12 protein-coding genes are annotated in these 15,173 nt (G+C 58.2%); 4 read left to right on the top strand and 8 right to left on the bottom strand.

The window, feature by feature from the left end:
* Nucleotides 1–94: 94 nt before the first annotated feature.
* A complete protein-coding gene (locus tag QUE75_RS17535) occupies nt 95–1,411 on the bottom strand; it encodes a substrate-binding domain-containing protein (protein WP_286252089.1) in 1,317 nt (438 codons plus the stop codon).
* A gap of 207 nt (nt 1,412–1,618) precedes the next feature.
* Here QUE75_RS17535 and QUE75_RS17530 point away from each other — a divergent pair, with 207 nt between their 5' ends.
* Nucleotides 1,619–2,281, top strand: coding sequence for a response regulator transcription factor (locus tag QUE75_RS17530; RefSeq protein ID WP_106693921.1), 663 nt, complete (start codon nt 1,619–1,621; stop codon nt 2,279–2,281).
* On the opposite strand, the gene QUE75_RS17525 is transcribed toward QUE75_RS17530, so the two are convergent.
* From QUE75_RS17525 to QUE75_RS17505, 5 genes are all read right to left on the bottom strand, one after another.
* Nucleotides 2,250–3,605 carry a sensor histidine kinase gene (locus QUE75_RS17525; protein WP_286252084.1) on the bottom strand — a complete coding sequence of 452 codons (1,356 nt, stop codon included), beginning with the start codon at nt 3,603–3,605 and terminating at the stop codon, nt 2,250–2,252. The genes QUE75_RS17530 and QUE75_RS17525 overlap by 32 nt on opposite strands.
* 74 nt (nt 3,606–3,679) lie before the next feature.
* Complete coding sequence (locus QUE75_RS17520) at nt 3,680–4,774, bottom strand: lipase secretion chaperone (protein WP_286252082.1); 1,095 nt, start codon at nt 4,772–4,774, stop codon at nt 3,680–3,682.
* A 7-nt stretch (nt 4,775–4,781) separates the two neighbouring features.
* A complete protein-coding gene (locus QUE75_RS17515) occupies nt 4,782–5,708 on the bottom strand; it encodes an esterase/lipase family protein (RefSeq protein ID WP_061330763.1) in 927 nt (308 codons plus the stop codon).
* A 116-nt stretch (nt 5,709–5,824) separates the two neighbouring features.
* On the bottom strand, nt 5,825–6,136 hold the full coding sequence (locus tag QUE75_RS17510) for a DUF3301 domain-containing protein (RefSeq protein WP_058091449.1): 312 nt from the start codon (nt 6,134–6,136) through the stop codon (nt 5,825–5,827).
* A 67-nt stretch (nt 6,137–6,203) separates the two neighbouring features.
* Entirely contained in the window at nt 6,204–7,835 is a 1,632-nt protein-coding gene (locus QUE75_RS17505; RefSeq protein ID WP_286252077.1) for a methyl-accepting chemotaxis protein, read from the bottom strand.
* A gap of 230 nt (nt 7,836–8,065) precedes the next feature.
* Here QUE75_RS17505 and QUE75_RS17500 point away from each other — a divergent pair, with 230 nt between their 5' ends.
* The 3 genes from QUE75_RS17500 to QUE75_RS17490 all read left to right on the top strand — a co-directional run bounded on the left by QUE75_RS17500 (nt 8,066) and on the right by QUE75_RS17490 (nt 10,825).
* Nucleotides 8,066–9,724: a putative bifunctional diguanylate cyclase/phosphodiesterase gene (locus QUE75_RS17500; RefSeq protein WP_286252075.1), complete on the top strand. Its 1,659-nt coding sequence runs from the start codon at nt 8,066–8,068 to the stop codon at nt 9,722–9,724.
* 136 nt (nt 9,725–9,860) lie between these two features.
* Nucleotides 9,861–10,328 (top strand): hypothetical protein, encoded by a 468-nt coding sequence (locus tag QUE75_RS17495; RefSeq protein WP_286252073.1) that lies wholly within the window; start codon nt 9,861–9,863, stop codon nt 10,326–10,328.
* Entirely contained in the window at nt 10,268–10,825 is a 558-nt protein-coding gene (locus QUE75_RS17490) for a helix-turn-helix domain-containing protein (protein WP_286252072.1), read from the top strand. Before QUE75_RS17495 ends, QUE75_RS17490 begins: the two co-directional genes overlap by 61 nt.
* Nucleotides 10,826–10,883: 58 nt before the next feature.
* Here the strand turns inward: QUE75_RS17490 and QUE75_RS17485 are convergent, their stop codons facing one another.
* Complete coding sequence (locus QUE75_RS17485; protein WP_286252070.1) at nt 10,884–13,979, bottom strand: efflux RND transporter permease subunit; 3,096 nt, start codon at nt 13,977–13,979, stop codon at nt 10,884–10,886.
* Complete coding sequence (locus QUE75_RS17480; RefSeq protein WP_061330759.1) at nt 13,979–15,076, bottom strand: efflux RND transporter periplasmic adaptor subunit; 1,098 nt, start codon at nt 15,074–15,076, stop codon at nt 13,979–13,981. Before QUE75_RS17480 ends, QUE75_RS17485 begins: the two co-directional genes overlap by 1 nt.
* Nucleotides 15,077–15,173 lie beyond the last annotated feature (97 nt).

The raw sequence follows: 15,173 nt of genomic DNA, 5'->3' as shown, positions 1-15,173 counted from the left end.
ATAGGAAACCCAAACATATCTGTGATACCAGTGCGGATAGGGGATTGCCGAAGGCTTGGGCGAAACTTTCGTCGAACCCCCTGTCTATCCGGTGCTATCGGTCTTTGATCCAGACTTCCACTCGGCCGTTACGTTGATTGCCGGTGCCGCCCACCGGCATATAGTGTCCATAACCCGTGTAGGCGACCCGGGGCAGGCCTGCCTCGTTTAACGCCTTGCGTACAGAGAGCGCCCGCAGTTCGGAGATCATCTGGGCCCTCAGTTCATGGCTCTGGGTGTCGGCGAAGCCGATCAGCAACAGGTCTTCCGCTGAGCGTCCTTGCGCTTCGAGATAATGCTTCACTCGCATCAGGTCCCGTTGTGCCTTGTTGTCCAGTTTGGTGCGGCCCTCGGCAAACCGGAAGTTTACGGTCAGCCGTTGGTAGTTCTCGGTCAGGCGACGGAAGGTGAGCGGCACGGAGGCATCGAAGTCCGGCTTCACCGCAATCGGGTTCTGGGAAATAAACCCGGATTCGGCCACCAGGGCCTGGCCGTTGGTGCCCAGGGCAAACTCGATCAACTGGGCGGCCAATTCCGGCGTGCGATCACCCATGGTGTACATGAACAGCCGCCTGGACAACGGGTAGTCCTCACTGGCGACGGTCAGTTGGTTCGGTTTCAGGGCCGGTGCGTTGCCGTCGGAAACTGCCAACAGCTTGCTGTTGCGTACCGAGGCCAGGCCTGAGAAACCGATTCCACCCGGGTCTCGGGACACATCATCAGAGAGCTGATCATTGGATTCGTAACGCATTGCCGAAGGATCCAGCGGGTATTTCTTGCCAAGCACGAGGGATTTGAAGGTGTCCCAGGTGCCGGAGCGGTCGTCCCGCGCGTACAGGGTGATAGCCCGGTTACTGCCTCCGAGCTCTGACCAGTTGCGAATCTCACCGGCAAAGATCTGGCCAATGGTGTCGATGCTGAGTTGATTGATCGGATTGGATGGGTGCACCAGGATGGCGAGGCCATCAATGGCGATCACATGCTCGCTTTCCAGCGCGGTGAGATCGGCTTGCGCGCGCACTTGGTCGGCCTCGGATGGCTTCACCGGTCGGGACGATGCCCAGATGCCGGCCCGGCCGCTGGCGAGGGTTCGAAAGCCGGTGCTCGAGCCATGCGCCGCCACCAGAACACTGAGATTGCGGCCGCCGGCGTTGGCACTGAGGATCTGTTCATTTTCCTCACCAGTGGGCCGGCTGCTGGGGTTGTCGTCGCCCAGCTGCTGTAGATACCCGGAGACCAACATGGGGGCCAGTGTGGCGCCAACGGTGTTCGACCCGTGAATTTCAAGCACATGGGCGGATGCCGGAGACAGCATGACCGCCGCGAGAACGAACAGGCAGAGAGTGAAAAACTTCCTTGGTGGTTTCGCCATTAGTTGAAAAACCTATTTATAACAGATGGTTGAGTAAGGGGAAGCATGCTTCAGAATTATGACATTTGTGTTTCAGTCGGTTGCAGTGAGCGGATAAGAACAGGCACCTATGTAATAAAGTGTTAAGCAGGCCGCTGAGTGATTGGTCTGGCTGGCTTATAGTGGCGTATCCCCGGAAACAAAAATAAACAGTGCGGGAGACTGTGAATGATTGCGACAACGCTTGGTCGGGGTGCCGAATCCGCCCCGGCATCGGCAGTATCACTCTTCGGGAGGGTGCTGTTGGTGGACGACCATGCGCTGTTTGCTCAAGGACTGGCGGGTCTGATTCAGCAGGAGATGCTGGCAGCGCAGGTGAACATTGTCTCGTCGGTTGAACAAGCTGCCGATGCCCTCAGGCACGATGACAACATTGATCTGGTGCTGCTGGATGTCGCCCTCAACGGTGAGGTGGGGCTATCTCTGTTCGCCCGGCTGTCTGGTCAGAGTGCCAAACCGCCCATTGTCATCATTTCCAGCAGCGATGACGAAGGGACGGTGCGGGCCGCCAGGGCCGCCGGTGCCAAAGGTTTTCTTGCCAAATCCGCAAGCAGGGCATCACTGGTGCGAATGATGCGAGCAGTGGGACAGGGGCAGAGCTACTTCCCCGGTGGCCTGACGGCTTTCGCTACTGACGACCTTCCCCTGACGCCAAGGCAGCGGGAGGTATTGGCCCTGCTGGCTCAGGGTTTCCCCAACAAACGCATCTGCCAAAGCCTGGACCTGACTGAACACACCGTGAAAACCCACCTGAAGGCGATCTTCACCCAGCTCGGTGTTCACAACCGGACAGAGTGCGTTAACAAGGCCCGGGCGCTTGGCTGGTTGTAGTGGCCGGTAGCTCAACCCAGAACACGCTACCCTGTTTAGGCCGGGAGTCGACACCGCACCGGCCATTCATCAGGCCGGTGAATTCCCGGACGATGGTCAGCCCCAAACCAAGCCCCGGGCAGGGCGCCGGGCTGGTGCCACGAACGTAGGGCTGGAACAACTGCTCCCCCAGCTCCGGCGCCACCCCTTTGCCGTTGTCGGCTACCTGTAGCCTTACCCTGTGGTCCTGGCATTGGCTGCTGACGGTGATGGTATTGCCACCGCTATGGTCGGCCGCATTGATCACCAGGTTCTGCAGTATACGCAGCAACAGGCCCGGGTCAGCCAGAACGGGATAACCGGCAGGCTGTGGTTCAATGTTCAGAGTGATATTGCGTTGGCCGAGCGTCTCGTTCATCAGGTCGTGTAGTTCCTGAACCATGGCTTCGAGGCTGACCGGCACTATTTCTGGTTGGATCATCCCTTCACTCAGGCGAGCGCTGTCGAGCACGGTTCCGAGCAGGCGGCGTAGCTGGGCCACCATATCTTTGACTTGAGCAATGACCGAGCTCTGATGGCCATCCTGTTCGCCTGGTTTCAGATTTTCCAGGGTGATGTAAATAGCATTCAATGGCTGGCGCAGATCGTGGCTGGCGGCGGTAATCAGTTCGGTCTTCCGCCGGCTTTCAGCTTCAGTAGCCTGGTGCATCAGGTCCAATAGCTGGCGGTCCAGAAAGTGCGCGCGATGCCGGTATTCACTGACCCAGGAGCCAATCATGCCGATGGCGTTTGCGGTCAACAGAAAGAAGCCATTGCTCAGGACGGCGGGGGTGGGCGTGCCGGCAAAGGCCTCTGTGCTCAGATAGGCGATGACCAGCAGGCTGGAGGCCACAGCGGCAGTTTTGAAAGGAAGGCCCATGGCGAAATAGCCAAACATGAGCATCAGGATCATGCCCTCATAGGGCAGCGGATAGTCCTGTTTTCGGGCCGCCAGGATGATGGCGATCACGCCGACACCACCAACAAGGTAGGCGGCGGTATACAGTTTCTCGAACGTCTGGTCTGAAGGCTTGTCCTGATAGGCGAGGATGAGCACCAGGATGATTATCGGGCAGACCACGGCCAGGCGAACCCCGGCGGTTATACTGGCCAGCTCCGGAGGCAGGGTGAGAATGTCTACGATCGCATAGACCAGGTACAGGGCCAGGCCGGCAATCGACACCGGCCTTGCCCGTTGCCGAATCATGGCTGACCTGGATTCCCGGTAAACGGGCTCCAGCCTGGGGGTAAAGTTCAGAGACCTGAAGCCCAGCGCTTGCTGTTGTTGGATTTGTTCAGCGTTCATATCGGGTCCTACTGCGTCTTCGCCCGATTGTAATACGCGGCAGCGCCGAGTTCAGGCGCTTCCGCACATTATGATCAGCTTTGATCCAGCAGCTTCAGTCTTGCCCAGGTCTGTTCCTGTTCATCCTGGAAGTGTTGCTGTAACAATTGTTCCTGATGTTGCTGTTGTTCGGCGTCCACGAGACCGCCGGCAACGCTGCTTTGCAGGTCCTTCCAGAAGCTTTCGAACCGAGCCTGGAAGGCTTCCTGTTGCTGGAGGTAACTGACCACGCCGTCAACGCTCTGGCGATCAAGCCCCAGCTCGGTGAGTCGTTGTCCCGCCGCTTCCGGGGAGGTGGCCGACTCCACCGCGAGAACCCGTTCCTGGTGCTGTTGTGCGCTGGCTTCCAGCCGTTGTTCGGTGGATTTCAGGGTGTCTGGCAGCTGGTTGCGGTGCCATTCCACCAGGGCCTGTTTACCCTGATCGGTCAGGTCGGCCCGCTGCTGAATGGCAAGCGTGGCCAGGGTATATTCGCTGTAGGCTTCTTCCATGCCGAAGAAGGCTTGATGAGCGTCGGGTGCGAAGGTTTGTTGCCGCAGACCCTTCAGCTGAGCCAGGGCATTACCCAGAGCAGAAAGCTGATAGGCCGGTTCATGCTGGCGGGCCGGGTCCAGTTCGGTTTGCATGACTTCCAGCGAAGCCTGTTTGTAAGCCAGATATTGATCCAGCAGGGCCAGGGCTTGCTGTGCGGCGGGTTCTGGCAGGTGTTGGCGGGCCATTTGCTGAATCTGGCCGATGGCGGTTTCCGGTGATACCTCGCCGACGGTGCTCAGGAAATAATCGAAGAAATCCCTGACCTCCAGATTCACGATCAGCTGACCGTTGTCGTCCGCCTGCAGAACGCCGTCTATATCGGTACCCTGCAGTGAGGGCGCAAACGGGTTGGGACCCAGGGACTCCGGGGTTCGGGTTTCAGCAACCGGTGCGCTGGGGGCGACAATGGCTGTCGGGGCAAGGCTGGTTGAACCAGACTGCTGAGCGGCCTTTTCAGTTGCCTGCTGAGGTGTTGTGTTGGCGGTGCCCGTATCTGCTTGCGGCGTCAGTGCCCACCAGAGGCCACTGCCGGCCACAACGGCCAGCAGCGCCCCGGGAAGCACCCATCGACGCAATGCGATGGGTTTGTTCGTCATACTGTTCTCACAATCCGCGGTTCTTCAAACGGTTGGCGTGGCTGCGGTACAGGCTGACCGGATTGGTCCAGAGTGAGCGTGCACCCAGCAGGTGGTTGATGGCATCGACATGGTTCATGTCGTAGTGGGTGCCGATCACATTGCCCATCATGGTGGAGCAAACGCCCACCAGGCCATCACTAGGCTCACTGCCGAAGGCGAGAGAGGTTACTCCCAGGAACGGATCGGTGATGTCGAACACGTTGGTCCAGATGCCGCGCCCGGTCCAGGAGAAGAACTTCACCCGGTTGCCGTTGATCCAGACGTCCTCATCGGTGCCAGCGCAGGCATTTCGGTTAACCCCTTTCCAGCCCAGGGCGTTGTTCAAGCTAGTGGTGCCCGGGGTGGTGAGGGTTTCCAGCGCGGCCACGCCATCCTGCGGGTTGTTGGAACCGGACAGAGCGTTGATCAGTCCGCCGAGAGCATTGGCGATGGCGTCCACCCCACCTTCCACGTAGCTGCCGGGAGGCAGTATGCCCCGGATGACATCGGCGACTTTCGACCCCTTGTTAACACCATTGATGGAGGTAACAGAGGCAATGCGGTGGGGAATCAGGGAGGCGGTTACCCGGGAGGTGGGCGCGCCCTGGCTGTGGGCCATCAGGTTGACCTTGGAGTGGCCAAGACTGTTGACGTAGTTGGCCAGCTGTTGTCCGCGCTGTTCACTGCTATTCACAAACGAAACACTGGCGGTGTAGACCTTTGCGCCACTGCGCTCAAGGTTCCAGGGGATGGTATGGAAATAGTTGACCAGACCACCGATGGTGTTGAAACCGGTCACACCGTGAACCAGCACAATCGGGTGGCGGGTCTGGGTGTAACTGGCGTGGCTCACCATTGAGAAGACCAGCATGAGGGCCGCGGCCATCAGCCGGAAAGGCATGGCAATTCGCATAAAAGACTCCTGTTGTTTTTGTTGGTTGTCGTAATGCAACGAGGAGTATTGCCCGGCGGTCGGGTCTGGCGTAATCGCCCATTTGGGTGAGGTGAAAGGGTGTACGTGTGCTGGGCTCAGAACCGGTGGGGTTCCAGTTCCATGTGCTCAATCTGTCGGCCGAGCATGATGATGCGCCCGGTATAGCGTTCTTCGCCAGTGGTGGTGAAATCAAACAGGAAGCGGCGCCATACCCGGAGTTTTCCGTTGCGGTCGCGTTTGAACCAGAGTCCGCGCAGGTAAACGGCATCATCCAGTAACAGCACATCCATGGTCTTACAGTAACGGTGTGCGGCCTGTAGCACGAAGTCTTTGATGTCCTTGGCTTTCCACCAGTACCAGATGGCAAAACCGGCGACAAACAGCCAGAAAAGATTTCCGAGGGTCAAGGTGCTGGCGATCCTGAGCTTTTGTGGGTTGGGCTGGTTTCACCAGCCGACAGATCGCCAGACTACCCTATTGCGCCGCCTCGGGAAATTGCTGTTTGACCTGCCTGGTCTGAGCGGGCAGCAAGCGATCACAAAGCATCTTTAGAAAATGACTGGTCAGCAGCTGTGCCTGGTCCACGTTGTTGCCCAGTTGTTCCGATTCCTGGTGGGCGCTTTCGCTGCTTTTGACAGACTGATTGCCCAAATGCAGCAGGTTTTCAGCTTGCTGCTCTACCTGCAGTGCCAGGGCCGACTGCTGCTCGGAGGCTCCGGCCACTTCCCGGGCACAGTCATCGATAATGTCTATGTCTTTCAGGGTGGTTCCCAGTGCCTCGCTTGCCTCGCGGGCCATCGTGGCGGTTTGCTCACAAGCCTCGCCACCTTCCATGATTACTCCGACTACCGTCCGGGTTTCCGCCTGCAGGTTTTCTATCATGGTGTCGATACGGCGGGTGGATTCGTGGGTGCGTTGGGCCAGCCCGCGTATTTCATCGGCGACCACGGCAAAGCCTCGTCCGGATTCACCGGCTCGTGCTGCCTCGATAGCGGCGTTCAGAGCCAGTAAGTTGGTTTGTTCCGCAATATCGGAGATCACTTCCAGTACCACACTGATGGTGTCGCTTTGCCCGGCCAGTTTATCCATTTCCTGATTGGCGTCGGCCAGGCGGTTGCGAAGCCTGGATATCGACTCGTTCACGCCTTCCATGCGGCTCTGGCACTGGTGCGCTGATTTCCGGGCATCTGCGCTGGCTTGTTGAGTGCGGCAGGTCATTTCGTTAACCCTTTGAACGCTCTGGGCCAGCTCTTCGAAAGCTCGGGTAATGTTCTCGATATCCGTTTGCTGGCTGCGGATGCTGCTAACCGAGCTGGAAACCCACTCCATGGTGCGCTGCTTGCGCCCATGCAGCTTACCGATGTTGGCGTGCATTCGGGCAGAGACCGCCCGCAGGGTGCTATCCCGCTTTTGCCGGTCGAATTCTATCCAGGCGCCTTCATCCCGCCGGCCGGTATAGATCCAGGGCATAACCGGGTGAGCTTCGCAGCAGGTATCGCGGGCGGTTTGCATCATTGGAAGGGTCAGCCAGAACAGCACGCCGAAAACGCCCAACACTAATGTCTGCAGTGTCAGCATATGGGCAAGCGTCAGCTCGGCCAGCCCGAACAGCAAAAGGCCGCCGGCCAAAGAGCCATACAGGCAAGCGAGCTTGGACATCAGCGGAGGACTGACGGCCTGGAAACGGCGCGGTAATTTGCCTTCATGCCAGGCGGCATAGGCCTTCTCGGCGCGATGAATCTGGGCCCGGGTAGGCCGTGAGCGCACGGACTGGAACTCAACCAGTTCACCATTTTTCATGATCGGAGTGACGTAAGCATCTACCCAGTAGTGATCGCCGTTCTTGCAGCGGTTCTTGACGATTCCGCGCCAGGACTCACCACCGCGGATGGTGTGCCACAGGTTCGCAAAGGCTTCCGGGGGCATATCCGGGTGGCGAATCATGTTGTGGGGCTGGCCGATCAGTTCATCAACAGAGAACCCTGCTACTTCGGCAAATTCATCGTTGGCGGCAGTGATCTTGCCTTTCAGATCCGTGGTGGTGATCAAGTGGTATTGAGCGGGAAAGTCGCGCTCTTTGCCGGTGACCGGTTCATTCCTGCGCATGGATCGCTCCTGGGATCTTTTTATCGAACTCGCTGGAATACTATCGACCTGTCGCCGTGTGCGGGGTATCCCAATATTGCAAATCGCCAAATACGAGTCATATTTTTCTACTCCTTTGGTCAAAGGCTGGTTTCTTTTGCAGAATATGGATAGGTTTACGACAGTTTGTCCCTATGCTGGAAACAAACGTGTTTGGTTTCGGCGGGCCCGGTATGGATGGGGGACAGACAATGCAGGTGTTGAAAGAACAAGACTTCAAGGCCCTGGTGGACAACCACCCGAGGGCCATCATGCTGTCAACACCCGATGCCCGGATTGCCTACGTCAACCTTATGTTCCAGGCGGTGACCGGCTATCTGGCAGAAGAAGTCGTGGGGCAGAAGCCATCGGTGCTGAGCTCCGGGCTGCATTCGCACGAGTTCTATCAGACCATGTGGCGCAGCCTGAACCAGACCGGATGCTGGGAGGGACTGATCTGGAACCGGCGCAAAAATGGCGAGAACTATCCGCAGTGGCTCAATATCTACCCGGTAGACTACCAGGGACAGAGGCTGTTTGCCGGCGTTTTCATGGATGTTGGTGAGCTGACTGCCAGTAACGAGCGTCTGGCGTCTCTGGCTTACTATGATCCGCTCACCGAGCTGCCAAATCGCTCGCTGTTCCAGGAGTTTCTGAAAGCAAGGGTCGGACAACGCAAGGCAGGCAACGGCTGTTTCGCCGTAGTCTACATCGATCTGGATTTCTTCAAAGCAGTCAATGATCTGCATGGCCACGACTGTGGTGATCGAGTGCTTCAGCAGGCGGCGGCCTGCGTGAAGAGTGTGCTTCGAGATGGGGATGTAGTTGCCCGGCTATCCGGAGACGAGTTCGCAGCCATTGTTGAGCTGGAGGATGAGTCTGAGTTACCCGTGGTTTGCCAGCGCATGAGCGGGATATTCCAGGCGCCAATGCTGGTGGAGCACCGGGAGCATTTCCTGTCGGCCTCTGTGGGGGCTGCGGTGTTTCCAAAGCATGGGGAAACGGCTTCGGCTCTGCTGCAAAATGCTGATCGTGCAATGCACGCGGCCAAGCTCTCAGGCCGCGCCTGTTATCGAATCTACAGCGCCGTGGACGGTGAAGAGGGGCAGTTCCATCAGCGCTTGTCTGAAGCATTGATTGCTTCGCTCAAGGTCGCTCCGGAGGAGTTCTCCGTGGTGTACCAGCCCCAGTACGACCTGGCAAGCGGCTCCATGGTGGGGCTGGAGGCCCTGTTGCGCTGGCACCACCCTGAACTCGGCGCAGTATCGCCGGCGGATTTTGTCCCGGTGGCAGAGCAGCGTGGCCACATACATGAGCTTACGGAACAACTCGTACGGCACATCATAGCGGACCTTCAGCGATGTGAAGTCGGTTGGGGTAGTGGGCGTCGGCTAGCGATTAATATTTCCGCCCGGCAGATTTCGGACGGGCGGCTGGAGCCGATGCTGGAGCCGCTGTTCTCAAGCCTGGAGGCCCGGGGGTGGTGCCCGGAAATCGAGATTACCGAAACCAACCTGATGAATCTGTCGCGCCGCTGCCTCGCCAAGCTCCAGTCGTTTGTGGACCGGGGCATCATGGTCGCCATTGATGACTTTGGTACCGGCTACTCATCTCTGGCTTACTTGCATGCCTTGCCGGTCAATGTTCTGAAGATCGACCGTCAGTTTGTCCAGCGTCTCGGGCCGGATGGTCGCGACTCGCGCATCGTGTCAGCCATTCTAGCCATAGCCGAGGCGCTGGATCTGGAGGTCGTTGCCGAAGGTATTGAAACGGAAGAGCAGCGCCGCAGGCTGCGGGAACTGAACTGCCATCGTGGTCAAGGCTTTCTGTTGGCAAGGCCGACGCCACTGGCCGACCTGTCATTGGCCTGACTGCTTCTGCAGTTTTGACAACTATCAATAAAAACATAACTTTTGTTCAGCTTTTGCGCATTTTGCAAGATTTGGCTAGGGCTTTGTCCGCAGCTACTTTAAAACGGCAGGCTCATTAATTGCCTTTTTGAGCTATATGCGAACTCTGAATGCCAAACCGGAATTGGAAGCCTACCTGCGATTGAGCGGTGCAGGTTGTGGAGAGTGGCTGGCCGCCATGACAGAACTGCTCGGGTGCCGGGGAATAACCTGTGGCCTGACTCGTCCCCAGGGATTGGTGGGTTCGTTGTCAGCCCTTGATGTAGAGGCTGGTTTGGTCTGTGTACTTGATGTCGCTCAGGATATGCTGCTTGCCGACTGCTGTATGCCTCAGAGGCTTCTGGTAGCCACCATTCACGGGTCGGCGCAGATATCGTCGGAAGGTGGCCCTGGTGTATCCGCCTTTCCGTTGATCATGATTCCCGCTGGCCAAACATTTAGCTTGAGAATCAGTAAGAACAGTCGGCTGGTACTGGTGTATCCGGTGAGTGAGCTGGTTCCAGTATGGCCCCGGCCAGGCCAGGCCTGGACGTGGCGTTGGCTGGTCATATCCATCGTTTTCTAATGAAGGCGGACTATTTCCAGGATCATCAGGATGCCAGCCGGGAGACACTCGCTCTGTTTGAACGCCTGGAACGGCAACTGGCAACGGGCAGGGTAGAACTGCCCGAAGAGCTGCCAGTACTGGACCGGAGGCTGGCGAGGGTGATTGAGAAAATTCGTAGCGAACGGGACTGGGATTTTGATCTGCAGGAGCTGGCCAACCATTCCGGGGCCAGCGAACGTAACCTGTATTACCTGATGAAGCGGGAAACCGGCATGACCCCTTATCGCTTCTACCAGCGCTGTCGTCTGATACGCGTGCGTAAACGCCTGGTGGATTGCCAGTGCGACGTGCCACACATCTCCTGGTATGCCGCTGACGAGGGCTTTACCCATCTGGGCCGCTTCGCCGCGCTGTATCGGGAACACTTCGGCGAGCTACCCAGTGAAACTGTGCAGTGGCGACGGCGGCTGCTGGTTGAGCCAGTGATGGAACCCGCCGACTTTGCCATGACCTGACGCCACATAGCCCGCAGCGGATGACCGGTGCGGGCTATGTGTTAACATCAGTCAGCGTTTAATGGCTGCTGGATGTGGCCGGAGCCCCGTCGTTGTTGTCAGCTTCCGTATACTCATCGGCCGCAGTTCCATGATGGTCTCGCGCCAGCAGAATGTAGAAGGCCGGCAGTACGAATACGGTAAACAACGTGCCGATACCCAGTCCTGCACTGATGGTCAGGCCAATCGCAAACCGACTCTCGGCCCCCGGGCCCACCGCAATCAGCAGCGGCACCATGGCGAAGATCAGTGCCAGGGAGGTCATGATGATCGGGCGCAGACGAATGGCCGCAGCCTCAATCACCGCATCCACCTTGTTCAGGCCTTTCTCTTTCTGCAGCAGGTTGGCGAACTCCACGATCAGGATGCCGTTCTTCGACACCACACCAATCAAGGTAATCAGGCCCACCTGGGTGTAGATGTTCATGGAGGCAAAGCCGAGCACGATAAACGCCATGGCACCGGCGACGGACATGGGCACCGACACCAGGATGATGAACGGATCGCGCCAGCTTTCGAACTGTGCCGCCAGTACCAGGTAGATAACCAGCAACGACAGGAAGAAGGTTACCATCAGAGCGCTGCCCTGGGTGGCCAGCTGCCTCGACTCGCCGGTATAGTCAAAGCTGAAGCCTTGCGGGAATACCTCGGCTGCGGCCTGCTCCATAAAGTCCATGGCGGAGCCAGCCGCCACGCCGGGCATGATAACGCCCTCGAGAGTCAGCGAGTTCAACTGGTTGAACTGGGTCCGGTTGGAAGGTTCCACCTCTTCACTGAAGCTGACCACACTGGATAGGGGCACCAGTTGGCCATTGCCGGCGCGGATGTAATAGTCGTCCAGTGCTTCACGGCTGGCACGGAAGTCATTACCCACCTGCGGAATCACCTGATAGGAGCGGCCTTCCATATTGAAGCGGTTGATGTATCCGCCGCTGAGCATACTGGCGAGCGACTGGCCGACATCACGCATGGACAGGCCCAGGTCTGCCACCCGGTCCCGGTCTACGTTGATGCGGGTAACGGGCTTGTCGAAGTTGATGGACTTCTGCAGGAACATGAAGTTGCCACTTTGCATGGCTTTGCCAAGAAGCTCGTCGGCGACTTCATTCAACTGTTCGTAGGTGCCTCCGGTGGTCACTACAAACTGGAACGGCAGGCCGCCACCCGAACCAGGCAGGGCCGGTAACGGGAACACCGCCGTCTGCAATCCGGTTACTTTTTTGAGTTCGGAATCCAGCAGGGGCTGTACCTCGAACTGGCTGATCTCCCGCTCACTCCACGGTGCCAGCTTGAAACCACCAAACACGGCGTTCGGGCTGGTGATACCAAGAATCATGAAATCCTCGTTGTAGCCGGGCACGCCGGACATCCGCTCCTGAACCTCCTGGCCATGATCAAACAGATACTCCAGCGTCGAGGTCTGCGGCCCCAGCCCCTGGTAAAACAGAATGCCCTGGTCCTCGGTGGGTGCCAGCTCATTCTGGCTCATCATCACCATAAAATAGATAGAACCCAATACCACGACGGCGAAGAACACCACCACCGACTTGGTCTGCATCAACGAGGTAAGCGCAGCTTTGTAGGCATTGGCGAGGCCATTGAAGGTTTTTTCAACCAGCACCTCGAAGCGTCCGGGATTGCCATGGGGTTTCAGCACCTTGCCGGAGAGCATGGGTGAGAGTGTCAGGGCAACAATGCCGGAGATCACAACCGTACCCGCCAGGGTGAAGGCAAATTCAGTAAACAGCGAGCCCACCAGACCGCCCATAAACCCGATGGGCGCATACACCGCCACCAGCGTCGTGGTCATGGCAATGATCGGTGTGGCCATTTCACGGGCGCCATTGAGGGCAGCGTCAAACCGTGATTCACCCTGCTCAATGTGCCGGTGCACGTTCTCCACCATGATAATGGCATCGTCCACCACCAGCCCGATGGCAAGCACCAGGGAGAGCAGGGTCAGCAGGTTCAGGGAGAAACCGAAGATCAGCATGATAAACGCGCCGCCAATCAGCGACAGCGGCACTGCCACAGACGGCACGATGGCCGCTCGAATCGAGCCGAGGCAAAGGAACACCACCACCAGAACAATCAGCATGGCTTCCAGCAGGGTACGGATGACTTCGTTGATGGAATCTTCAATGAAGTCGGAGGCATCGTAGGCCAGGCGCACATTCAGGCCGCTGGGTAGCTGGCTTTCGATGTCCGGTAACTCGTCTTTTACCAGGCCGGCGACGGTCAGCGGATTGGCCCCCGGGGCCAGTTCGATGGCGACATAGGTGGCTGGCTCGCCCTTATAAAGCGCCAGCTGATTGTAGGTTTGAGAGCCAAGCTCCACCTCGGCAATGTCCCGCAACCGAATCAGAGTGCCGTTTTGCTGCTTGACCACCAGGTTACGGAAGGCTTCCGGATCGGCAATGTCGGTATCACTTGTCAGGGCAATCTCGGTGTACTGGCCCCGGGTAGTGCCGACAGCGGCCTGATAGTTGTTGGCTCGCAGCTTGTCTGCCACTTCGACCGGAGTCAGATCCACCGCGGCCAGCCGCTCCGGGTCCAGCCACACTCGCAGGGCGAAAGTACGCCCCAGCAGCTGGGCCTTGCCAACGCCAGATAGCGCCTGCAGCTTGGGCTGAACCACGCGGGTCAGGTAATCGGTAATCTGGGGGACTTCCAGCTCGGTACTGTAGAAAGCAATATACATCAGGGCCGTGTCGTCACCGGTGGTGGAGGTGATCACCGGGTCTTCTGCATCGCCGGGCAGCACGTTGCGCTGGCTGGCAACCTTGGCCTGAATTTCAGCGAGGGCGTCGTTGGCATCGTAATTCAGAACCATCTTGGCCTGAATCGTTGACACGCCCTGGGAACTGGTAGAGGTCAGATAGTCGATGCCGCTGGCCTCAGCAATGGCCTGTTGCAGGGGCGTGGTGATAAAGCCCTTGATCAGGTCAGAACTGGCCCCAGGGTAAGCGGTTGTGACCGTTACCGTGGTGCTTTCCAGTTTCGGGTACTGGCGGACTTCCATTTCCATGGCTGCCCGGGCACCGATCAGCAGAATGAGCAGGCTGACCACGGTGGCCAGCACCGGCCGGTGGACAAAAATGTCGGTGAATTTCATTACTCAGACGCCTCCTGCCCGGACTCGTCCTGGATTTCTACCCGCTGGCCTGCCCGCAACCGCAGCAGACCCTTCGAGACCACGGTCTCGCCGGGTTCAAGGCCTGAAAGAACCGCAGCCCGTTCGTTCCGGACCTCGCCCGTGGTGACGGTACGGCGCTCAACGACCAGTTCGCCGTCATCATTCTCCTTCACGGCGAACACAAAGTTGCCGTAAGTGTTATAGGAGATGGCGGTCCTGGGGACCGTGACCACTTCGTTGTCCCTGGGCTGGCCTGTTTGAATCGTTGCGAACATTCCCGGGCGCAATTTGCCATCTTCGTTGTTGAGGGTGGCGCGGATGCGAACCGTACGAGTCTCCGGGTTGACCGATGTGTTGATGGCACTGACTTCACCACTGAATGCCTCATCCGGCACCGCGGCCACCGTGACCGTTACCGGGTAACCCCGGTCAACCTCAGGCAGGTACTTCTCGGACAGCGTGTAATCCACGTAGATCGGGTTCAGCATATTGATCTCGACAATCGGCGTACCTGTAGGGATGTACTGACCCTGGTCGACCATGCGGATACCGAGGGTGCCGTCAAACGGTGCCCGGATCACCTTTTTGCCCAGTTGTGCCTCGGCTTCGTTTACCCGCGCCCTTGCGGCGTCGTAGTTGGCTTTGGCCTCATCGAACTGTGATTGTGATACCGCGCGTTTGGGCAGCAGATCAGACACCCGCTTGAACTCCTGCCCAGCCAGTTGGGCTTCTGCCCGGCGGGTACGTAGCGCCGCCTCGTCGATGGCGGCATCCAGGCGAATCAGTACGTCGCCTTTCTGCACGGTATCGCCGGATTCAAAGTTAATGGACTCAATGACCCCCGGCACCTCGTTGGCCACCTCGATACCGTTAATGGCGTTCACACTGCCCACGGCCTTGATACTCGGCTGCCAGTTTTCAGTGGTGGCGTCGGTCACGGAAATGATGGCTGGGGGCTGTGGCTGGGAGAACATCTCCTGCATCTGGCCGAATTCATAGAACTTGTAACCGAAGATGCCGCCGAGGACGACACCCAGAAAAATGATGACGATGACAAAACGGGATGCGGTACGCATAGGTCTGTTCCTGGGCTAGGTTTCTTTAAACGGATAACGTCGCCGGGATGGGAAGGCTGACAGCTTTCCTTGCGCATCAGGGGGCGGCGACAGGCGG

It is taken from the genome of Marinobacter shengliensis (assembly GCF_030297115.1).
GTDB lineage: Bacteria > Pseudomonadota > Gammaproteobacteria > Pseudomonadales > Oleiphilaceae > Marinobacter > Marinobacter shengliensis.
This window is presented reverse-complemented; position numbering and strand designations above follow the sequence as displayed.

What these genes read in the sequence shown, in the direction of transcription:
- QUE75_RS17535 (WP_286252089.1), bottom strand. Translation starts at nt 1,411, where the DNA reads ATGGCGAAACCACCAAGGAAGTTTTTCACTCTCTGCCTGTTCGTTCTC.
- QUE75_RS17530 (WP_106693921.1), top strand. Translation starts at nt 1,619, where the DNA reads ATGATTGCGACAACGCTTGGTCGGGGTGCCGAATCCGCCCCGGCATCG.
- QUE75_RS17525 (WP_286252084.1), bottom strand. Translation starts at nt 3,605, where the DNA reads ATGAACGCTGAACAAATCCAACAACAGCAAGCGCTGGGCTTCAGGTCT.
- QUE75_RS17520 (WP_286252082.1), bottom strand. Translation starts at nt 4,774, where the DNA reads ATGACGAACAAACCCATCGCATTGCGTCGATGGGTGCTTCCCGGGGCG.
- QUE75_RS17515 (WP_061330763.1), bottom strand. Translation starts at nt 5,708, where the DNA reads ATGCGAATTGCCATGCCTTTCCGGCTGATGGCCGCGGCCCTCATGCTG.
- QUE75_RS17505 (WP_286252077.1), bottom strand. Translation starts at nt 7,835, where the DNA reads ATGCGCAGGAATGAACCGGTCACCGGCAAAGAGCGCGACTTTCCCGCT.
- QUE75_RS17500 (WP_286252075.1), top strand. Translation starts at nt 8,066, where the DNA reads ATGCAGGTGTTGAAAGAACAAGACTTCAAGGCCCTGGTGGACAACCAC.
- QUE75_RS17495 (WP_286252073.1), top strand. Translation starts at nt 9,861, where the DNA reads ATGCGAACTCTGAATGCCAAACCGGAATTGGAAGCCTACCTGCGATTG.
- QUE75_RS17490 (WP_286252072.1), top strand. Translation starts at nt 10,268, where the DNA reads ATGGCCCCGGCCAGGCCAGGCCTGGACGTGGCGTTGGCTGGTCATATC.
- QUE75_RS17485 (WP_286252070.1), bottom strand. Translation starts at nt 13,979, where the DNA reads ATGAAATTCACCGACATTTTTGTCCACCGGCCGGTGCTGGCCACCGTG.
- QUE75_RS17480 (WP_061330759.1), bottom strand. Translation starts at nt 15,076, where the DNA reads ATGCGTACCGCATCCCGTTTTGTCATCGTCATCATTTTTCTGGGTGTC.